Raw genomic sequence first — 21,146 nt, 5'->3', positions numbered from 1 at the left:
TTCTGGGCACCAATTTCAAGCAGCAGATCAATGATCTGCAAGCTTCACAAAAACCCGCGAAAGCGGGTTTTTGCGTTTCTGGGCCTTGGAAACGGACGCGAAAATATCTGAATCACCGAAATCGCTATCGCGAGCAAGCTCGCTCCCACAGGGATTCATGTCGGACACAAAATCTGCATCCACTGAAAATCAACTGCGGGAGCGAGCTTGCTCGCGATGAGGCCAGCCCAGCCGCCCGATCAAGCCCTGAACTGCCCCAGGCTCGCCTTCAACTGCGCCGCCAAACTATCCAACACCTTGCCGCTGGCAGTGGTCTCGACCACAGCCTGGGCCGCTTTCTCGGCCTGGGCATGAATGGTTTCCACCCGTCCGCGCACTGCTTGCGCGCCCTGGGCCTGATGCGCCGCCGCCTGGGTCGCCAGGCCGATGGCCGCATGCACCTGCTCCACGGAGGCCTGCACCGACTGCTGCAAGCGCGCGCTGTCACGCAGCACCAACAGACCCTCATTGGCCTGGCGCCCGGCCTGGCCAATCGCAGCCACCGCCTCGCGAGCGCCCTGCTGCAGGGCCACGATATGCGCCTGGATGTCACCCGTGGAACTTTGGGTCTTGCTCGCCAACGCCCGAACCTCATCCGCCACCACCGCGAACCCACGCCCGGTTTCTCCGGCGCGCGCCGCTTCGATGGCCGCGTTCAAAGCCAACAGGTTGGTCTGCTCGGCGATCCCGTGAATCACCGTCAGTACCACTTCGATCTGCTCGCTCTGCTGCGCCAGTCGCTCGATGACCTTCGCCCCGGTATCCACCTGCCCGGCCAGCGCCTCAATCAAACCGCTGACCTTGGTCGAAGTGCGGGTGTTTTCATCAGTGGCCTGGCGGATCTCCACCACTTGCTGCAAGGCCGCCTGCATCGCCTGACTTTCCGACTGCGCTTCGTCAGCCATTTGCGACAGCGCCCGCAGACTCTCGGCCACTTCATCACGCTGCATCCCGGCAGCCGCATCGGCACCGGAGTTGCGCAGGGTCATCGCGCCGATTTCCACACCCGTGCGCTGGGCCACATCCCCCGCCTCCCGCACGATGGGTTGCAACTTATCCACAAAGCGATTGACCGCCGAGGCCATGTCGCCGATTTCATCCTTGCTGCTGATTTGTACGCGCTTGGTCAGATCGCCCTCGCCTGCCGCCAGATCGTTCATCGCCGCGATCAGCAGCTTCAAGCGATTGACCACCCGACGCCCCAGCACCACAGCCAGCAGCACCAGCACGCCGAAGCCCACCAACGCCAGGCCCATGCCGATGCGCCAGCGCAAGGTGCCTGCCGCTTCCTGCACGGTGCTCGCGGTGTTGGTCTGCATTTGCGTGGCGGTGGCCTGGGCCGATTGCAGGCGGCCGCGCATGGCGGTGGCGCTGTCAGCCGCCGCCCCCTTGAGGCTGTCGCCGACCAACTGGTCGCTGCTGGCGATCAAGGCCAGGAAACGCTGGTCCAGCGCCTTCAGGTCGGCTTCCACGGAAGCCGTGGAAACCCCCATCAATACTTTGCCGATCTCCACGCCATTGGGATTGATCGACGCCTCAAGGTAATACACCGACGGATCGTTCTTCGCCGCATCCAACACCTTATCCAACGCCCGCTCGCCCTTGCCCTTTTCCAGCAAGGCCTTGTTGATCGGGTTCTCCCGATTCAGATAGCGGGTCAGGTGCTCACCAGCAGCGTCGTCATAGATGACGAACAACACGTTGGGATTGCGCTGGGCCCGGCGAGCGAACTCGGAGAGGGTGGGCACATCGCTGTCCCACATGGCGCGGGGTGCGACGGAGGCCAGGAGTTGCGCCATATCATTGGCGGAATCCTTGAGGGTTTTCTCCAGCGTCGCCCGCAACTGCGCCTGCTCGTCCTTCAAACGCGCGGATAAACCGGCGGTGAGGCGCTGACGAGTGCTGGCAGACAAACTGTCCAGGCTCGAGGTGACTTCACGCCCGGCCTGTTCCAATTCGCCAGACAACTTTTGGCTGTCGCCCCCCAGCCGGGCGCCTAGATCGGCCTCCAGCGCGGTAACCGTGCTTCGGGTCAGCGCAACCGCCACCAGCACTTGCACCAAAAGGGCGATACCGAGGGTAACGAACACAGGCCGCAACAAACGGCTTTGTAACAGTGAGAGAACGGCCGACACAGGGAATCCCTCTACTAACGCCATTAATTTGATGGCACTTCAAAAGAAGTACTTATTATTCATGGTGTGTAGCAAGGGTCGTGCCGTCTGGCAGGCAAAAACGACAAAGGACCCAAACGAGGGTCCTTTGTGTTTTACATCAATGACTTATCAGGCGAACGGGTGACGCAGAACGATGGTTTCGTTGCGATCTGGCCCCGTCGAAATAATGTCGATCGGCGCACCGACCAACTCTTCAACGCGCTTGATGTAGTTGCGAGCCGCCACTGGCAGCTCTTCCAGGGTCTTGGCACCCACGGTCGATTCGGTCCAGCCTGGCATCTGCTCGTACACCGGCTCCAGGCCGATGTAGCTGTCAGCGTCGGTCGGTGCGTCGATGACAGCGCCGTCCTGATTCTTGTAGCCCACGCAGATGTTGATGGTTTCCAGGCCGTCCAGCACGTCCAGCTTGGTCAGGCACAGGCCCGAAATGCTGTTGACGTCGATGGCGCGACGCAGGATGACGGCATCGAACCAGCCGCAACGACGGGCACGGCCAGTGGTAGCACCAAACTCGTGGCCACGCTTGGCCAGGAAAGCGCCAACGTCATCGAACAGCTCAGTCGGGAACGGACCCGAACCGACGCGGGTGGTGTAGGCCTTGGTGATACCCAGGATGTAATCCAGGTACATCGGGCCAAAACCCGACCCCGTGGCGATGCCACCAGCCGTGGTGTTGGAGCTGGTGACGTACGGGTAGGTACCGTGGTCGATGTCCAGCAGCGAACCCTGGGCACCTTCGAACATGATGTCCTTGCCAGCGCGACGCAGCTCGTGCAGCTCGGCAGTGACGTCGAGCATCATCGGCTTGAGCAGCTCGGCGTACTCCATGCACTCGTCCAGGGTCTTCTGGAAGTCGATGGCCGGCTCTTTGTAGTAATTGACCAGGACAAAGTTGTGGTAATCCAGCAACTCACCCAGCTTGGCGGCGAAGCGCTCGCGGTGGAACAGATCACCGATGCGCAGGCCGCGACGGGCCACTTTGTCTTCATAGGCCGGGCCGATGCCGCGACCGGTGGTGCCGATCTTCAGCTCGCCACGGGCCTTCTCACGGGCCTGGTCCAGCGCAACGTGATAGGACAGGATCAGCGGGCAGGAAGGGCTGATACGCAGACGCTCGCGCACCGGTACGCCTTTTTCTTCCAGCTTGACGATTTCCCGCAGCAAGGCGTCGGGAGCGACCACCACACCGTTGCCGATCAGGCACTGCACGCCTTCGCGCAGCACGCCCGACGGAATCAGGTGCAGAACGGTTTTTTCACCGTCGATCACCAAGGTGTGACCTGCGTTGTGGCCACCCTGGTAGCGCACTACGGCGGCAGCATGTTCGGTCAGCAGATCAACGATCTTGCCTTTGCCCTCATCACCCCACTGGGTGCCCAGGACTACGACATTCTTACCCATAACACTTGTCCTCATTCGCGCAAACTTGGTGCCGGCCGCAGCCGGCGGGAAAACTCAAGAAGCCAGCGGCAATACTTGCCAAAGCCCGTTCTGCTGAATCAATTGCCGGTCGCAGTCCGCTTCACGGGCGGCGGCCAAAGGTTGCCCGGGCAAGGCCTGGACAACACGCTGACCCTCACTGCGCAACTGACAGACCGCCTGCCAGAGTGCCGCATCCGTACTGTCAGGCATCCAGATACCGCCAGACGGTAGCTCGACTTCAGCACGCCCCAGGGTCACCAGGGTTTTCAAATCGGTGGAGAAGCCAGTCGCCGGACGGGCACGACCAAAGTCGGCACCGATATCGTCATAACGACCGCCCTGGGCGATGGACTGGCCCACACCCGGTACAAACACCGCGAACACCACGCCGGTGTGGTAGTGATAACCGCGCAACTCGCCCAGGTCGAAATACAGCGGCAGCTCGGGGAAACGCACCGACAGACGCTCGGCAACCGCCAGCAAATCATCCAGCGCCGCCAACACAGGCGCCGGTGCATGGGCGAGGCGTTCGCGGGCAGCCGTCAGTACTTCACGACCGCCACACAGGTCCACCAACGCCCGCAGCATGCCCGACAGATCAGCCGGCAGGCCTTCGGTCAAGCTGATGACTTCGTCGATGGCCTTGCGCTGCAACGCATCGAACAACTGTTGCTCCACTTCTCCCGACAGACCGGCCGCGCGAGCCAGGCCACGATAGATGCCGACATGGCCCAGATCCATGTGGACATCGGGCACGTCGGCCAGTTGCAACATGGCCAACATCAGGCTGATGACCTCCACGTCGCTGCTCGGGCTGGCGTCGCCATACAACTCGGCGCCCAGCTGGATGGGGCTCCGGGAAGACGACAAGGCGCGTGGCTGGGCATGCAGCACGCTGCCGGCGTAGCACAGCCGGCTCGGGCCTTCGCGGCGCAGGGTGTGGGCGTCGATGCGCGCCACTTGTGGCGTGATGTCGGCACGAAAACCCATCTGCCGGCCCGACTGCGGGTCGATAACCTTGAAGGTGCGCAGATCCAGGTCCTGGCCCGCGCCGGTCAGCAGGGATTCCAGGTACTCGATATGCGGGGTGACGACGAACTCGTAACCCCAGCTCTGGAACAGATCCAACACCTGCCGACGCGCAACTTCGATACGCGCAGCTTCCGGCGGCAGTACTTCTTCGATGCCATCTGGCAGCAGCCAGCGGTCTACCGTTGCCATTACGCCATTCCCCTATGGTCCGGGCGGCCAGCTTTCGGGCTGGCCTTGAGTGAAGCAGAAAATGCCTGAGCCATGCGCACATCTTGGGCAAAAAACGCGCAAGGGCGACGTGACGAATGGCCCACAATCGGCCTCGCCCGGCACTTTCCTCGAAAAACCTGTCGAGTCGTTCAACCCGACGCCTGCAACTAAGAACGCAATCGAACGTGCAGACGCAAAAAAGCCGGGAATTTCCCGGCTGCCGCATCATACACACGTTTTCCCAAAGGATCACCCCGCCCGACGCTTTAGCCGCCAGGCGGAGTGCCTCAGGTCAACGTCGCATCAAGGCTTGGCCTTTTCCAGGTAACGGAAGAAGTCGCTGCTTGGGTCCAGGACCATGACGTCGGATTTGTTCGCAAAACTTTCACGGTAGGCGCGCAGGCTACGGTAGAACCCGTAGAACTCCTGATCCTGACCATAGGCCTTGGCGTAGATCGAAGCGGCCTGGGCATCACCATCACCACGGACCTCTTCCGATTCACGGTAGGCTTCGGCCAGCAGCACGCGACGTTGGCGATCGGCGTCGGCACGGATGCCTTCGGCCAGCTCGTTACCCTTGGCGCGGTGCTCGCGGGCTTCACGCTCACGCTCGGTGCTCATACGCTCGAATACGCTGCGATTCACTTCCTTCGGCAAATCGATGGCCTTGACCCGGACATCGACCACTTCGATACCCAGCTCTTTTTCCGCCATCGCGTTCAGCGAACGAGTGATGTCGGCCATGAGCGCATCACGCTCACCGGACACGACTTCATGCAGCGTGCGCTTACCGAACTGGTCACGCAGGCCCGATTCCAGACGACGGGACAAACGCTCGTCGGCGATTTGCTTCAGGCCCGAGGTCGCGGTGTAGAAGCGCTCGGCATCTTTCACCCGCCACTTGGCATAGGCGTCGACCATCACGGCTTTCTTTTCCAGCGTCAGGAAGCGTTGCGTCGGCGCGTCCAACGTCATCAGGCGGGCGTCGAACTTGCGCACCTTGTTGACGTACGGCACTTTCACATGCAGGCCTGGCTGGACATCAGCCTGGACCACGCGACCAAACTGCAGCAACACCGCACGCTCGGTCTGAGCCACGATGTAGAAGCAGTTCCAGGCAGCGATCGCCACGACGACACCGACAATAAGGGCGATCAGCGATTTATTGCTCATCAGCGACTCTCCCTGGTACGTGCTTGCTGTTGCTGCAGATCCGCCGCACGGGCGTTGCTTTCATTGCTGGTGGCTGCCGCGCCGGTCGACGGTGCGCTGGTGTTGCGACCGCTCTCGACCATCTTGTCCAGCGGCAGGTACAGCAGATTGCTCTGGCCGTTCTTGTTGCCCGTCACGAGGACCTTGCTGGTGTTGCTGAAGACTTCCTGCATGGTGTCCAGGTACAGACGCTCACGGGTGACTTCTGGAGCCTTGCGATACTCGGCCACCAGCTTGGTGAAGCGATCAGCCTCACCCTTGGCGCGGGAGACCACTTCATCGCGATAACCGTTGGCATCTTCGATGATGCGCTGGGCCTGACCACGGGCTTCCGGCACGACGCCGTTGGCATAGGTTTCAGCCTGGTTGCGCGAACGCTGTTCGTCTTCACGAGCACGAATCACGTCGTCGAAGGCTTCCTGGACTTCACGCGGTGCCGCGGCGCTCTGGACGTTGACCTGAGTCACGGTGATACCGGTGCGATAGGTATCGAGGAACCGTTGCAGGCGCTCCTTGATTTCGCTGGCCATCAACTCACGCCCTTCGGTCAGCACCTGGTCCATGGCGGTGGAACCCACCACATGGCGCAAGGCACTTTCGGTCGCATGCTGCAGGCTGATTTCCGGCTGGTCGACGTTCAGTACGAAGTCCTGCAGGTTGGTGATCTTGTATTGCACGGTCAGCGGCACTTCGACGATGTTCTCGTCTTCGGTCAGCATCTGGCCCTGCTTGGTGTACGCACGCTCACGCGTGACGTTCTCCATGTACTTCTGGTCGATCGGCGGGAAATAGATGTTCAGGCCCGGACCAACCGTCTCGTAGTACTTGCCGAAGCGCAGCACCACGGCCTGCTCCTGCTCGTCCACGACATAGACCGCGCTGTACAGCCAGACGGCCGCAAGCACGACCAGGCCAATGCCGAGCAGGCCGAAACCGCCGCCCTTGCCCGGACGACCGCCGCCATCGTCACCACGTTTCTTACCACCACCGAACAAACCGTTCAGGCTTTCCTGCAGCTTTCGGAAGGCCTCGTCGAGATCTGGTGGCCCCTTGCGGTCGCCGTTGTTACGACGTTTGCCACCCCAAGGATCCTGATTATTCGAGTTGCCACCCGGCTCATTCCAAGCCATAGCGCTCTCCATCTGATAAAGCAAAGACGCACCCACGGCGCGCCGACCAATGCTACAGAATGCCTGACACAGCTTTCTCAGGCTTTTATTGCAAAGTGTGTTGCTCGATGAACTCCATCGGCTGCAACCCTTCGCGACTGACCAGTCGGTTCAACTCCGACCGAGGCAGGCGAACAGCCAGCAGACAGACACCCTCGTCGTCATGCTCTTCTTTTTGCACCGCCCCCAGCTCAAAGAACTGGGCACGCAGCCGGGCGAAACGTTGCGGTAACTTCAGCGTGCCGACAAACAGATCGTTGCCCAACAGCTCCGCCACGGCCTGCTTGAGCAGGTCCAGGCCACTGCCGTCACGGGCCGACAACCAGACCCGTTGCGGCTTGCCATCGGCATCGCGCTGGATCTGCGGCTCCACGCCTTCGAGCAAATCGAGTTTGTTGTATACCTCGAGGATCGGCAAGTCCTGGGCCCCGATCTCGCCCAGCACCACCATCACTTGCTCGATCTGCAGCATCCGGTCCGGCTCGGCGGCATCGATCACGTGCAGCAGCAGGTCGGAGTTGCTCGACTCTTCGAGCGTAGCCCGGAAAGCCTCGACCAGCTTATGCGGCAGGTGGCGGATGAAACCTACGGTGTCGGCCAGCACGATCGGCCCAAGGTCGTCCAGATCGAGCCGGCGCAGGGTCGGGTCGAGCGTGGCGAACAACTGGTCAGCAGCATAGACGTCGGATTGGGTGACGTTATTGAACAGGGTCGATTTGCCGGCGTTGGTATAGCCCACCAGTGAAACCGTCGGGATGTCCGCGCGTTTGCGCCCGCGCCGCGACTGCTCGCGCTGGCTGCGGACCTTTTCCAGGCGCCCCTTGATCTGGCGCAAGCGAACCCGCAGCAGGCGTCGGTCGGTTTCCAGCTGGGTTTCACCCGGGCCGCGCAGACCAATACCGCCCTTCTGCCGCTCAAGGTGAGTCCAGCCGCGAACCAGCCGCGTGCTCATATGCTCAAGCTGGGCCAGTTCGACCTGGAGCTTGCCTTCATGGGTGCGGGCGCGCTGGGCGAAGATATCGAGAATCAGCCCCGTACGGTCGATCACGCGACACTCGAAAACACGTTCGAGGTTACGTTCCTGGCTGGGCGTGAGGATGTGATTGAAAATCACCAGATCGACGTGCTCGGCCTTGACCAGGTCGCGTAACTCCTCGACCTTGCCACTGCCGATCAGGAATTTGGCGGTTGGCCGATGACGCGGCACGTTGAAAAACGCGACGGTCTCGGCGCCGGCCGACAATGCCAATTCCTGAAACTCCTGCGGATCTTCGCGCGCCTCAGGGTCCTGTCCATCCAAGTGAACGAGAATGGCCCGCTCACCACCACCGTGGCGCTCAAAGAACAAAGGAGACTCCTATCAGGCGTTACCCGGTTCAGCGTCACCGCCTTCGGATTCGGTTGCGCTAGGCAGACGAATTGGACGAACTGGCACCACTGTCGAGATCGCGTGCTTGTAGACCATCTGGCTGACGGTGTTTTTCAGCAGGATGACGAACTGGTCGAAAGACTCGATCGTGCCTTGCAGTTTGATCCCGTTGACCAGATAGATGGACACCCCAACTTTCTCTTTACGTAAAGTGTTCAAGTAAGGGTCTTGTAGCGAATGCCCTTTTGACATGTGCCGCACTCCTTTAAGGATCAATAATTAAAATCGGAATCAGATGGCTTGGGCCGTCACACCCCCAAGGATAGACGGCAATTGCAAGGACTCAGCTCAATATGGAGATGGTCCCGAGGTATTTCAAGGCGCGTGGCAGATTGTCGCAATCGAGACTGTCGAGCCAATGCAAGTCAGTCCAACTGCGCAGCCAGGTGAACTGGCGTTTCGCCAATTGGCGCGTGGCAATGATCCCCCGCTCCTGCATCTCGGCTGACGTCAGCTTGCCGTCCAGGTAGTCCCAGACTTGTCGATAACCTACCGCACGTATAGACGGCAACCCGGCATGCAGGTCACTTCGCTCACGCAGGGCTACGACCTCGTCGATGAATCCCTGTTCCAACATTAATGTGAATCTTTGTTCAATTCGCCGATGCAGCACTTGCCGGTTCGCCGGAGCGATGGCCAGATTCGCGACAGTATAGGGCAATTGTTGCAGTCCCGAAGCGGCTGCTTCAGTACTTTGCGCAGATTGTCGCTGGCGCAGGGCCGTCATGCTCTGGCCACTGACCCGATAAACCTCCAGCGCCCGACTGAGCCGCTGCGGGTCGTTGGGGTGAATACGCGCCGCCGACTCCGGATCGATGGCCGCCAATTGCTCGTGCAGTGCTTGCCAGCCAAGGCGTGCAGCCTCTTCTTCGATCTGCGCGCGCACTTCGGGATCGGCTGCTGGCATGTCCGCCAGCCCATCGACCAAGGCCTTGTAATACAGCATCGTGCCGCCCACCAGCAGCGGAATCTTGCCCCGTGCGGTGATGTCGGCCATGGCCTGGAGGGCATCACGACGGAAATCGGCCGCCGAGTAAGCCTCGGCCGGATCGAGGATATCGATCAGGCGGTGGGGGAATTCGGCCAGCAGCTCTTTCGACGGCTTGGCGGTGCCGATGTCCATGCCCCGGTAAACCAGCGCCGAATCGACGCTGATCAGCTCGCACGGCAGGACTTTGGTCAACTCGATGGCCAGGTCGGTCTTGCCAGCGGCAGTCGGCCCCATCAGGAAAATCGCGGGTGGCAACTGGCTCATCAACGACCGCGCAGAAACAGTTTGTCCAGATCGTCCAGGCCCAGTTGGGTCCAGGTCGGCCGGCCATGGTTGCATTGACCGCTGCGCTCGGTGTTTTCCATGTCCCGCAGCAGGCCGTTCATTTCCGGCAGGGCCAGGCGCCGGTTGGCGCGGATCGCGCCGTGGCAGGCCATGGTGCCGAGCAGTTCGTTCAAGTGCGCCTGGATCCGGTCGCTGGTGCCGTATTCCATCAGGTCCGCCAGTACGTCGCTGACCAGGCGATTGGCCTCGGCCTGTTTCAACAACGCCGGGATCTGGCGGATCGCCAGGGTTTCCGGACCCAGGCGCTGCAATTCGAAGCCCAGGCGCTGGAACCAGCTCACATGCTCTTCGGCGCAATCGGCTTCGCGCTGGCTGACCGCCAGGGATTCGGGCACCAACAGCGGCTGGCCGCTCAGGCCTTCGCTGGCCATGGCGATTTTCAGCCGTTCGTACATGATCCGCTCGTGGGCGGCGTGCATGTCCACCAGGACCAGGCCCTGGGCATTTTCCGAAAGGATATAGATGCCTTTGAGTTGCGCCAGGGCATAACCCAGCGGCGGGATGTCACCCTGGCCGTCAGGCAATGCCGCCGCGCCGGGTTCGGGCAAGGGTTTGAAAAACTCGCGGTAGGCCGCCTGGGCCTCGGCCGCCGGCACGTTCGATTGCGGGCGCGGCGTGTATTGATACTGATAGCCGCTGCCGGCACCGGTTCCGGCCGTGTTGTAGCTCGGCTGCGGTTGGGGCTGTTCCAGCAACGCATTGGCCGCCAGGCGCATTTCGCCCTGGGGGCCGAACTCGCCTGCGTCCAACCCGGTGGGCCGGACCATGCCGCCGACCGCAGCCGGGGCCGCCAGTTGATCTTCCGGCCGCACATCGCCCAAGGCGCGGTGCAAGGTGCCGTAAAGGAAGTCGTGGACCATGCGCCCGTCACGGAAACGCACTTCATGCTTGGTCGGGTGCACGTTGACGTCCACCACCGCCGGGTCGACTTCGAAAAACAGCACGAAGGTCGGATGCCGACCGTTGAACAACACGTCGCGATAAGCCTGGCGCACCGCATGGGCCACCAGCTTGTCGCGCACCGCCCGGCCGTTCACATAGAAATATTGCAGGTCCGCCTGGCTGCGGGAAAAGGTCGGCAACCCGACCCACCCCCACAAGTGCAAGCCATTGCGCTCCACCTCGATGGGCAATGCCTGCTCCAGAAAACCGGCACCGCACACCGCGCCCACACGCCGGGCACGGGCCGCATCGTCGTGGGCCTCGTGCAGGCTGAGGATGGTCTTGCCGTTATGGCGCAAATGGAACGCCACGTCAAAACGCGCCAGGGCCAGACGCTTGATGACTTCTTGCAGATGATCGAACTCAGTCTTCTCGGCCTTGAGAAACTTGCGGCGGGCCGGGGTGTTGAAGAACAGATCGCGCACTTCCACCGAGGTGCCCACCGGATGAGCCGCGGGCTGCACGCGAGAGGCCATGTCCCGGCCTTCGGTCTCGACCTGCCAGGCCTGCTCGGCGTCGCGGGTGCGGGAGGTGAGTGTCAGGCGCGACACCGAACTGATGGACGCCAGCGCCTCGCCACGAAAGCCCAGGCTCATCACCCGCTCGAGGTCTTCCAGATCGCGAATCTTGCTGGTGGCGTGACGCGCCAGGGCCAGCGGCAGGTCGTCGGAAGAAATACCGCCACCGTCATCACGCACGCGCAGCAGCTTCACGCCACCTTGCTCGACATCCACATCGATACGCTTGGCCCCGGAATCGAGGCTGTTTTCCAGCAGTTCCTTGATGACCGACGCCGGGCGCTCGACCACTTCACCGGCGGCGATCTGGTTCGCCAGCCGGGGGCTGAGCAGTTCGATGCGAGCGTTGCTGCCGATCACTTCATCACTCATTGCTGGGCCGCCACTTCATTGCCGGGAATGGTCAGGGTCTGGCCAATCTTGAGCTCGTCGCTCTTGAGATTGTTGGCGCTGCGCAAGAGCGCGGGCGACACCTGGTAGCGCACGGCAATCATCGCCAGGGTCTCGCCAGGGTTGACGCGGTGGTCCCGCGGGCCTTGGGCGATCTTGCCGGAGTCGCGCAGCCAGGCAATGTAGGTGCCCGGTGGCGGGTTCTGCTGGAAGAACTGCCGCACGCCACTGCTGATGGAGCGGGCCAGGGCCTGCTGGTGATTGGCGGACGACAGCTTGGACGCTTCGTTGGCGTTGGAGATGAAGCCGGTTTCCACCAGGATCGACGGGATGTCCGGCGACTTCAGCACCATGAACCCGGCCTGCTCGACACGCTGCTTGTGCAGCGGCGTGACGCGACCGATGTTGCTCAAGACTTTCTGGCCGACGTTCAGGCTGGAGGTCAGCGACGCGGTCATCGACAAATCGAGCAACACACCGGCAAGCATCCGGTCCTTGTCGTCGAGGCTGACGTTGCCCGCACCACCGATCAGGTCGGAACGGTTTTCGCTGTCGGCCAGCCAGCGGGCAGTCTCCGAAGTGGCACCACGGTCGGACAGGGCAAATACCGAAGCGCCGAATGCCGCCGCCGAAGGTGCAGCGTCGGCATGGATGGAAACGAACAGGTCGGCGCCTTTCTTGCGGGCGATTTCGGTACGGCCGCGCAAGGGGATGAAGTAGTCGCCGGTACGGGTCAGCTCGGCACGGAAGCCTTTCATGCCGTTGACCTGGCGCTGCAGCTCACGGGCGATGGACAGCACCACGTCTTTTTCACGTTGCCCACGCGAGCCCGAAGCCCCTGGGTCTTCGCCACCGTGACCGGCGTCGATCACCACGATGATGTCGCGTTTGCCGGCCGGGGCCGGTGGCAACTTGATCGCCGGTTCAGTCGGCGTCACCGGCACCGCCGGTAGGGTGGCCACGTTGGTTGGCGGCGGCGGTGGCGGCGCGGCGTCGGCCGGGTTGTCGAACAGGTCCACCACCAATCGGTTGCCGTATTGGGCATTCGGGGCCAGGGTGAAGCTTTTCGGGGTCACGGCTTTTTTCAGGTCGATGACCACTCGCAGGTCGGTCGGCGTCCGTTGGGCCGAGCGCATCGCGGTAATCGGTGTATTGGCGGTGGCCACGTTCAGTGGCGCCCCCAGGGACGCGCCATTGATGTCAATCACCAGGCGATCCGGGGCGGTCAGGGTGAATACGCTGTGCTGCACCGGCCCCGTCAGATCGAAGACCAGCCGTGTGTTGTCCGGCGCCCGCCAGAGGCGAACGCTGTTGACCTTTGTCTCGGCCACAGCATCGACGGCCAGTGCCGTAAGCAACAGTCCTACGACAGCAACCACCGCGCGAAAGCGCATACCAAACCCCATCATCAATTAGTTTCCAATGCCAAAGCGGCACACCACGACTCGCCACGCGAGCCTTGCGGCGTCAGTTTCAGCGAACGCCCGCCGTTCTGCGCGCCAATGGTAATGGTCAGGTCGGGCTTTGGCAAAAAGCCTGCACCCTTCTGGGGCCATTCGATCAGGCACAAGGCATCATCTTCGAAATAATCGCGAATACCGAGGAATTCCAGCTCTTCAGGATCCACCAGTCGATACAGGTCGAAATGAAAGGCGCGAATGTCGCCGATCTCGTAGGGCTCGACCAAGGTGAACGTGGGGCTTTTTACCGCGCCGACGTGTCCGAGGCCGCGAATAATGCCACGGGACAACGTGGTTTTTCCCGCACCGAGGTCGCCTTCGAGAAAAATCAGGCCATGGCCCCCAGTGGTGCGCGCAATACGCGCCCCGAATGCCGTCATGGCTTGTTCGTCCGCCACGTACAGGGTTACTTCAGACACGGTGAATGCTCCTCCAACAACTGACGAATGACCGGGATCAGATCGGTCGCCGCCAGCCCCCGGCCCGACCGACCTGTTTGCGCACCGGCATTGGCGTGCAGCCACACCGCCAGGCACGCGGCCTCAAAACTGTCCATGCCCTGGGCGAGCAAGGCACCGACCACGCCGGCCAACACATCCCCCAGCCCAGCTGTGGCCATGGCCGGATGGCCCTGGCTGCAAACCGCCAGGCGACCATCCGGGCTGGCGATGAGGCTTCCGGCGCCCTTGAGAATCACCGTGGCGGTGTACTTCTGGCTCAACGCGCGGGCCGCCGCCGGACGATCGGCCTGCACCTGGGCCGTGGATACATCCAGAAGCCGCGCCGCCTCGCCTGGATGCGGGGTGATGACACAGTGTTCGGGCAGACTGACAACGCCGCTGCTCAGCAGGTTCAGCGCATCGGCATCCCAGACTTGCGGCAGCAGCGCATTGGCCGCCGCCGACAGCAGACTGCGACCCCACGCGGCCTGGCCCAGCCCCGGCCCGACCACCAGTACACTGGCCTGCTTGAGCAGGCCCATCAATTGATTGGCCGAATGGGTGCCCTGCACCATGACCTCGGGCAAACGCGTCAGCGCAGCCGAGACATGCTCGCTACGGGTCGCCATCGAAACCATGCCCGCGCCGCATCGCAGGGCGCTTTCGGCACTCATCTGGATCGCGCCGCCAAAACCCCGGTCGCCGCCAATCAACAGCACATGTCCGAACTTGCCTTTGTGGGAGGTCGGCATGCGAGGCGTCAGACACGGCAGATTGTGCGGTGAGAGCAGTCGGGCGCTGGCCGCTGCCGACTCAACGATATCGGGATCGGCGTGCAGATCGTTGAACACCAGTTCGCCAACCCGATCCGCCGCATCCCCCGTGAACAACCCCAGCTTCAGGCCAATGAAGGTCACGGTAAGATCGGCCGCCACCGCCGTGCCCAGCACCCTCCCGGTGTCAGCGCACAGTCCCGAGGGAATATCCACCGCCGCGACCGGCAGGCCACTGACATTGATCGTATCGATAGCTCGCACATAGGGCTCGCGTACATCGCCACTCAACCCGGTACCGAGCAACGCGTCCAGCAGCACGCCACGCAATTCGGACTCGTCAGACCAAGGCTCCACCGGCACACCCACCGCGACAGCCTCGGCGTGGGCGTTGGCGGCATCGCCCTGCAAACGCCGAGGTTCGCCCACCGTCAGCACCCGCACCGACCAGCCGGCGCGCCGAGCCAGAGTTGCTACCAGATAGCCATCGCCAGCGTTGTTGCCGTGCCCGGCCAGCACGGTCAGCTCGCTGGCGTCAGGCCAGTGCCGGACAATCGCTCGCCAAGTGGCACGGGCCGCGCGCTGCATCAATTCGAAGCCGCTGGTACCTGCCGCGATCAGTTGCGCGTCAAGGGCCCGGACCTGCGCGGCACTGTACAGCGCGTCGGGAAAATCATCTTTAGTGTGCGGCATGCGTCTTCAGGCTCCGATGTCTGGCAGAATTATACGCATCTCAGCTCCGGTTTCTCTCGCCTCATGCCTGCCATTCCCACAGACCTCCCCGCCCTCGCCCAATCCATCAAGGACTGGGGCCGCGAGCTGGGTTTCCAGCAAGTCGGCATCAGCGGCCTGGACCTTGCCGAGCATGAGCAACATTTGCAGCGCTGGCTCGACGCGGGCTATCACGGCGAGATGGACTACATGGGCGCCCACGGCAGCAAACGCTCGCACCCCGAGGAACTGGTGCCGGGCACATTGCGGGTGGTTTCCCTGCGCATGGACTACCTGTCGGGCGACACACAAATGGCGCAGATGCTCGGCCAACCGGAAAAGGCCTACGTCTCGCGTTATGCATTGGGCCGCGATTACCACAAATTGATCCGTAAACGTGTGCAGCAACTGGCAGAAAAAATTCAGGCGGTCATCGGCCCCTTTGGCTATCGCGCCTTCGTCGACAGCGCACCGGTGCTGGAAAAAGCCATCGCCGAACAGGCCGGCCTGGGCTGGATCGGTAAAAACACCCTGGTGCTGAACCGCAAGGCCGGCAGCTACTTCTTCTTGAGCGAGCTGTTTGTCGACTTGCCCCTGCCGGTGGATCCGCCCCATGCCAGCGAACATTGCGGCAAATGCACCGCGTGCCTGGACATCTGTCCTACGAATGCCTTCGTCGGCCCCTACGTGCTGGATGCCCGCCGCTGCATTTCCTACCTGACCATCGAGCTGAAAAGCGCCATCCCCGAGGAACTGCGACCGTTGATCGGCAACCGGGTGTTCGGGTGTGATGACTGTCAGATCGTCTGCCCATGGAATCGCTTCGCCCGACCGTCCGGGGAAAGCGACTTCAAGCCTCGCCACAACCTGGACAATGCCGGGCTGGCCGAGTTGTTCATGTGGGACGAGGAGAAATTCCTCAGCAGCACTGAAGGCTCACCTCTGCGCCGCGCCGGTTACGAGCGTTGGTTGCGCAACCTGGCGGTGGGCCTTGGAAATGCCCCGTCAACGATTCCGGTGCTACAAGCGCTGGAGGCCCGGCGCGACTATCCGTCGGAGCTGGTGCGTGAGCATGTGGAATGGGCGTTGCGCCAGCACACCGGACGTCAAACCTCGTCGTTATAGACGAACTTCGGCATTTCCCAGTGGAAGCGGATCGCCAGGAGCCGCAGCAAAAAACCACCAAACAAGGTGATAAGAATCGCCTGCTCATTCGGCAATTGCAGGTAGACACACAGCAAATAGCACCAGGCCGCGGCAAACGAGACGCTGGCGTAGAGTTCGCGGCGGAAGATCAGCGGGATGTCGTTGCAGAAAATGTCCCGCAGGATGCCACCGAACACACCGGTGATGACACCGCTGACCGACGCCACCAGCATGCCGTGGCCCATTTCCAGGGCAGTCATGCAGCCGATCAGGGTGAACGCCACCAGGCCCACGGCGTCGAGCACCAGGAACAATGAACGCAGATGACGCATCCAGCGCGCCAGGAACACTGTGAGCATCGCCGCCGCGGTGGTCAGCACCAGGTATTCCGGGTGCTTGACCCAGGTGAGCGGGTAATGACCGAGCAGTACGTCGCGCACCGAACCGCCACCCAACGCCGTGACGCAGGCGATCAGCACCACGCCGAACCAGTCCATGCCACGGCGCCCGGCGGACAAGGCGCCGGTCATGGCTTCGGCGGTGATGGCGATCAGATAGAGCATCAGCAACATGGGGGCGGTCCTTACAGGAAGGCGCGCAGTCTAGCCATTTCGGGCAGGCACCAAAAGAGGGCAAGGCAACGACTCCAGCCTAAACACCCTGTCCACCCGGCCAAACTGATCCCCGTGGCGAGGGAGCCTGCTCCCGCTCGGCGGCGAAGCAGTCGCAAACCGGGCAGTGCGTTTGACCTGAAAAACTTTGAGGGCCTGCTTCGCAGGCCAGCGGGAGCAAGCTCCCTCGCCACAAAAGCGTTCTCGCCTGCCACCTCGCCGCAGTAGCCTGCGAGCCGACTCAGAACTTGATGAAGTGCTTACGGTAATGCTGCAACTCGGCAATGGACTCGCGAATGTCGTCCAGGGCCAGGTGGCTGCCGCCCTTCTGAAAGCTGTCACGCACTTCTGGAGCCCAGCGGGCGGCCAGTTCCTTGAGGGTGGAGACGTCCAGGTTGCGGTAGTGGAAGTAGCTTTCCAGGGATTTCATGTGGGTATACAGGAAACGACGATCCTGGCAGATGCTGTTGCCGCAGATCGGTGACTTGCCCTTTGGCACCCACTGTTCCAGGAAGGCGATGGTCTGGGCTTCGGCCTCGGCCATGCTGATTTTGCTCTCACGTACCCGCTGGGTCAGGCCCGAGCCGCCATGCTGGCGAGTGTTCCATTCGTCCATGCCAGCCAGGATTTCGTCGCTGTGGTGGATCGCGATCACCGGGCCTTCGGCCAACGTGTTGAGGTCACTGTCGGTGACGATGGTGGCCATTTCGATGATGACGTCGGTATCAGGGTTCAGACCGGTCATTTCCAGGTCGATCCAGATCAGGTTCTGCGGGTTTTGCATAGGGGAGCTCCTCGGCGTAGCTGCGCAGTTTAGCCTAGGCCGGCCTTTGGGCGTGCTAAACTCGCGGCCGTTTTACCCTATTCGCTGCATTTCTTCATACGGAACACCCATGGCCAAACGCCAACTCAATCGTCGTCAGAACTGGCGCATCGAAAAGATCCAGGGCGAGCGCGCCGCCCGCGCCGCCAAACGCGAGTCCAGTGCGGTCGAGGCCCTGGAGGGCGGCGACCTGGGCCCTGAACAGACCGGCCTGGTGATCGCACACTTCGGTGTGCAGGTCGAGGTCGAAGCCTGCGAAGGCGAACTGGCCGGCCAGGTGTTCCGCTGCCACTTGCGAGCCAACCTGCCAGCGCTGGTCACCGGCGACAAGGTGGTCTGGCGTGCCGGCAACCAGGGTATCGGCGTGATCGTCGCGCAATTGCCGCGCCACACCGAGCTGTGCCGTCCGGACAGCCGCGGCCAGCTCAAGCCGGTGGCCGCCAACGTCGACATGATCGTCATCGTGTTCGCCCCGCTGCCCGAACCCCACGCCAACCTGATCGACCGCTACCTGGTGGCGGCCGAACACGCCGGCATCCGCCCACTGTTACTGCTCAACAAATTCGACCTGATCGACGAGCACAACGCCCCGGCGCTGAATGCCTTGCTGTCGGTTTATCGGGATTTGGGTTACCCGGTGCTGGAAGTCTCGGCTCATCACGGCAACGGCATGGAGCAGTTGCAACAGCAACTGGACGGACGCATCAGCGTGTTCGTCGGCCAATCCGGCGTCGGCAAGTCATCGCTGGTCAACAGCCTGCTGCCGGAAGTCGAAACCCGCGTCGGGCCGTTGTCCGAACTGTCTGGCCAAGGCACCCACACCACCACCACCGCGCGGTTGTTCCACTTCCCTGGCGGCGGTGAATTGATCGACTCGCCAGGCATCCGCGAATTCGGCCTGGGCCACGTCAGCCGGGCCGATGTCGAAGCCGGGTTCATCGAGTTCAACGACCTGATCGGCACCTGCCGCTTCCGCGACTGCAAGCACGACCGCGAACCCGGTTGCGCCCTGCTCAAGGCCCTGGAAGAAGGCCGCGTGCATCAGCAACGGATGAACAGCTACCGCTCGATCATCGCCAGCTTGCCGGAAAGTAGTTACTGACCTGCACGCAATATGGAACCAATCACTCTTGTGGCGAGGGAGCTTGCTCCCGCTTGAGTGCGAAGCACTCACCTTGGATGGGGCTGCTTCGCAGCCCAGCGGGAGCAAGCCTAATGCGAACAGTGATCCACAAAAAAGCCGACAATGATGTCGGCTTTTTTGTGGGTTACTGCGCAGGCGGCTCGGCCGGTTTCGGCGCGGCGTCGTCGAACAGGTTCAGACGTTCGCGCAGCTCATGGGCCGGCACGGGCTGCTGGTCCGCCGGCAAGGCGTTCGGATCAGCCGCTGCGCCCGGCGTCTGCGGCACCTCGCCCGGCGCGCCCTGGGCAGGATCCGGGGCCGGATCATCGGTTTGCGAACCTTCGATGGCTTGCTGGGCCTTCTTGGTCAACACCACGATATCGATACGCCGGTTGACCGGGTTGAATGGATCCTTGCGATCGAACAACGCCGAGGACGCATAACCGACCACCCGCGCCACCTGCTCGTCGGGATAACTGCCGGCCACCAAGGCGCGACGGGCCGCGTTGGCGCGGTTGGCAGACAATTCCCAGTTACCGAAATCGCCCTTACCTATGTAAGGCTTGGCATCGGTATGGCCACTGATACTGATCTTGTTCGGCACCGCCTTGATGGTGTCGGCCATGGCCAGCAGAATGTCCTCGAAATAAGGTTTCAGCCGCGCGCTGCCAGAATCGAACATCGGCCGGTTCTCGGCGTCCATGATCTGGATGCGCAAGCCGTTCGGCGTGATTTCGAAGAGGATCTGGTCCTTGAATTTCTGCAACTGCGGGTTCTCTTCGACCTTGTTCTGCAGCTCCTGCAGCAGCAATTCCAGGCGTTCACGCTCGACCTGCTCGGCCATGCCTTCGACCTGCTCGGAATCCACCGTCACCTTGTCGGGCTGGGGCTCGGATTTGACTTCAGGGTTGAGAGTCGTGTCCGGCGCCAGGGTCGGTGAGCCGCCCAGGTCGATGATGTACGGCGTGCCGCTTTCAGTAAAACCCACCGGGTCCTTGAAGTAACCGGCGATGGCGATCTTCTGTTCCGGGGTCGCGGTGGACAGCAGCCACAGCACCAGGAAGAACGCCATCATCGCCGTCGCGAAGTCGGCGAAGGCGATTTTCCAGGCGCCCCCGTGATGCCCGGCGGCAATGCGCTTGACGCGCTTGACGATAATCGGCTGATTATTTTCCATGACTTAACGACCGCGAACCGCTTGTTCCAGCTCGGCGAAACTTGGACGGTGCGCCGGGTACAGGACCTTGCGGCCGAATTCCACTGCCAGCGATGGCGGCATGCCCGAGGCCGAGGCCACCAGGGAAGCCTTGATGGCTTCGTAGACATTGAGTTCTTCCTTGGCGTCGTGGGCCAGGGAGTGGGCCAGCGGGCCGAAGAAACCATACGCGGCCAAAATACCGAAGAAGGTACCCACCAGTGCCGCCCCCACGTGCAGGCCGATGGATTTCTGGTCGCCGTCGCCCAGGGAAGCCATGGTCACCACGATGCCCAATACCGCCGCGACGATACCGAAGCCGGGCATGCCGTCAGCGATGCCATTGACCGCGTGGGACGGGTGCTCCAAGTCTTCCTTGAGGCTGTACAGCTCCATGTCGAACAGACCTTCGAGTTCATGGGGCGCCATGTTGCCGGACGACATGATGCGCAGGTAATCACAGATGAACGCCGTCATGCGGGCGTCCTTGAGCACCGAGGGGTACTTGGCGAAGATCGGGCTGGCGGAGGCATCTTCAATATCCCCCTCGATCGCCATCATGCCTTCGCGGCGGCTCTTGTTGAGGATTTCATAGATCAGCCCCAGCACTTCAAGATAGAAGGTGTGACTGAAGCGCGAACCGAACATGCTCAGGGATTTTTTGAGCACATGCATCGTCATATAGCCAGGGTTGGCCTGCAAGAATGCGCCGAGGGCCGCGCCACCGATGATCAGCACCTCGAAAGGTTGGATCAGGGCGGCAATCTTGCCATGGGAGAGTACGTATCCGCCGAGCACGCTCGCGAACACGACAATGATGCCGATAATTTTAGCCATAGGTAGAAAGTACTTATTTAAGTCGGGTTCAAGGTCATATTCGGAAGCTGGAAAATCTCTTCTTCTACTTATCGGCAAAACTGCGCCAGACTATAGCCAGTTCTGGCGAAAAGCCAATTTGCCCCGTTCCGGGCGTAGATACTTCATCCGA

Annotated in this window: 18 protein-coding genes and 1 pseudogene; 2 read left to right on the top strand and 17 right to left on the bottom strand. The window is 61.9% G+C overall.

What is annotated here, in order from left to right; translation table 11 throughout:
* Nucleotides 1-239 precede the first annotated feature (239 nt).
* The 13 genes and pseudogenes from ACWNZ1_RS21740 to ACWNZ1_RS21680 form a co-directional block, all read right to left on the bottom strand.
* Complete coding sequence (locus ACWNZ1_RS21740; RefSeq protein ID WP_406550201.1) at nt 240-944, bottom strand: methyl-accepting chemotaxis protein; 705 nt, start codon at nt 942-944, stop codon at nt 240-242.
* A gap of 201 nt (nt 945-1,145) precedes the next feature.
* Nucleotides 1,146-1,199, bottom strand: a pseudogene (locus ACWNZ1_RS21735) (hypothetical protein); the annotation flags it as partial.
* Nucleotides 1,200-2,324: 1,125 nt separating this feature from the next.
* The gene (locus tag ACWNZ1_RS21730; RefSeq protein WP_072340143.1) at nt 2,325-3,617 is read right to left on the bottom strand and encodes an adenylosuccinate synthase; all 1,293 of its coding nucleotides are present in this window, start codon (nt 3,615-3,617) and stop codon (nt 2,325-2,327) included.
* Nucleotides 3,618-3,671: 54 nt separating this feature from the next.
* The gene (locus ACWNZ1_RS21725; protein ID WP_256454153.1) at nt 3,672-4,859 is read right to left on the bottom strand and encodes an ATP phosphoribosyltransferase regulatory subunit; all 1,188 of its coding nucleotides are present in this window, start codon (nt 4,857-4,859) and stop codon (nt 3,672-3,674) included.
* A 324-nt stretch (nt 4,860-5,183) separates the two neighbouring features.
* Nucleotides 5,184-6,053, bottom strand: coding sequence for a protease modulator HflC (hflC, locus tag ACWNZ1_RS21720; RefSeq protein WP_135843425.1), 870 nt, complete (start codon nt 6,051-6,053; stop codon nt 5,184-5,186).
* Nucleotides 6,053-7,222, bottom strand: coding sequence for an FtsH protease activity modulator HflK (hflK, locus tag ACWNZ1_RS21715; protein WP_092222426.1), 1,170 nt, complete (start codon nt 7,220-7,222; stop codon nt 6,053-6,055). The genes hflC and hflK overlap by 1 nt, the downstream gene beginning before the upstream one ends.
* Before the next feature lie 85 nt (nt 7,223-7,307).
* Entirely contained in the window at nt 7,308-8,609 is a 1,302-nt protein-coding gene (gene hflX, locus ACWNZ1_RS21710; protein WP_135843424.1) for a ribosome rescue GTPase HflX, read from the bottom strand.
* Between the two features lie 12 nt (nt 8,610-8,621).
* Nucleotides 8,622-8,882 carry an RNA chaperone Hfq gene (gene hfq / locus ACWNZ1_RS21705; protein ID WP_003186419.1) on the bottom strand — a complete coding sequence of 87 codons (261 nt, stop codon included), beginning with the start codon at nt 8,880-8,882 and terminating at the stop codon, nt 8,622-8,624.
* A 91-nt stretch (nt 8,883-8,973) separates the two neighbouring features.
* Nucleotides 8,974-9,945, bottom strand: coding sequence for a tRNA (adenosine(37)-N6)-dimethylallyltransferase MiaA (gene miaA / locus ACWNZ1_RS21700; protein ID WP_135843423.1), 972 nt, complete (start codon nt 9,943-9,945; stop codon nt 8,974-8,976).
* Complete coding sequence (mutL, locus tag ACWNZ1_RS21695; RefSeq protein ID WP_135843422.1) at nt 9,945-11,858, bottom strand: DNA mismatch repair endonuclease MutL; 1,914 nt, start codon at nt 11,856-11,858, stop codon at nt 9,945-9,947. The genes miaA and mutL overlap by 1 nt, the downstream gene beginning before the upstream one ends.
* The gene (locus ACWNZ1_RS21690) at nt 11,855-13,285 is read right to left on the bottom strand and encodes an N-acetylmuramoyl-L-alanine amidase (RefSeq protein ID WP_135843421.1); all 1,431 of its coding nucleotides are present in this window, start codon (nt 13,283-13,285) and stop codon (nt 11,855-11,857) included. Before ACWNZ1_RS21690 ends, mutL begins: the two co-directional genes overlap by 4 nt.
* Nucleotides 13,285-13,755 carry a tRNA (adenosine(37)-N6)-threonylcarbamoyltransferase complex ATPase subunit type 1 TsaE gene (gene tsaE, locus ACWNZ1_RS21685; RefSeq protein ID WP_256454152.1) on the bottom strand — a complete coding sequence of 157 codons (471 nt, stop codon included), beginning with the start codon at nt 13,753-13,755 and terminating at the stop codon, nt 13,285-13,287. Before tsaE ends, ACWNZ1_RS21690 begins: the two co-directional genes overlap by 1 nt.
* Nucleotides 13,743-15,242 carry an NAD(P)H-hydrate dehydratase gene (locus ACWNZ1_RS21680; RefSeq protein WP_456027883.1) on the bottom strand — a complete coding sequence of 500 codons (1,500 nt, stop codon included), beginning with the start codon at nt 15,240-15,242 and terminating at the stop codon, nt 13,743-13,745. Before ACWNZ1_RS21680 ends, tsaE begins: the two co-directional genes overlap by 13 nt.
* A 63-nt stretch (nt 15,243-15,305) precedes the next feature.
* Here ACWNZ1_RS21680 and queG point away from each other — a divergent pair, with 63 nt between their 5' ends.
* Complete coding sequence (queG, locus tag ACWNZ1_RS21675; protein WP_135843418.1) at nt 15,306-16,385, top strand: tRNA epoxyqueuosine(34) reductase QueG; 1,080 nt, start codon at nt 15,306-15,308, stop codon at nt 16,383-16,385.
* On the opposite strand, the gene ACWNZ1_RS21670 is transcribed toward queG, so the two are convergent.
* Nucleotides 16,367-16,978 carry a trimeric intracellular cation channel family protein gene (locus ACWNZ1_RS21670; protein ID WP_046065556.1) on the bottom strand — a complete coding sequence of 204 codons (612 nt, stop codon included), beginning with the start codon at nt 16,976-16,978 and terminating at the stop codon, nt 16,367-16,369. The two genes, queG and ACWNZ1_RS21670, sit on opposite strands and share 19 nt — an antisense overlap.
* A gap of 280 nt (nt 16,979-17,258) precedes the next feature.
* Nucleotides 17,259-17,801, bottom strand: a complete 543-nt coding sequence (orn, locus tag ACWNZ1_RS21665) for an oligoribonuclease (RefSeq protein ID WP_024780809.1) — start codon at nt 17,799-17,801, stop codon at nt 17,259-17,261.
* Nucleotides 17,802-17,910: 109 nt separating this feature from the next.
* On the opposite strand from orn, the gene rsgA reads away from it, so the two are divergent.
* A complete protein-coding gene (rsgA, locus tag ACWNZ1_RS21660; RefSeq protein ID WP_135843417.1) occupies nt 17,911-18,942 on the top strand; it encodes a small ribosomal subunit biogenesis GTPase RsgA in 1,032 nt (343 codons plus the stop codon).
* Nucleotides 18,943-19,108: 166 nt separating this feature from the next.
* Here rsgA and motB read toward each other — a convergent pair whose 3' ends face one another.
* Complete coding sequence (gene motB, locus ACWNZ1_RS21655) at nt 19,109-20,140, bottom strand: flagellar motor protein MotB (RefSeq protein ID WP_135843416.1); 1,032 nt, start codon at nt 20,138-20,140, stop codon at nt 19,109-19,111.
* A gap of 3 nt (nt 20,141-20,143) precedes the next feature.
* On the bottom strand, nt 20,144-20,995 hold the full coding sequence (gene motA / locus ACWNZ1_RS21650) for a flagellar motor stator protein MotA (protein WP_135843415.1): 852 nt from the start codon (nt 20,993-20,995) through the stop codon (nt 20,144-20,146).
* Nucleotides 20,996-21,146: the final 151 nt, after the last annotated feature.

Source organism: Pseudomonas sp. CFBP 5748 (assembly GCF_053850495.1).
The sequence above is the reverse complement of the archived record's forward strand: the minus strand, read 5'-3'. Positions and strand labels throughout refer to the sequence as shown.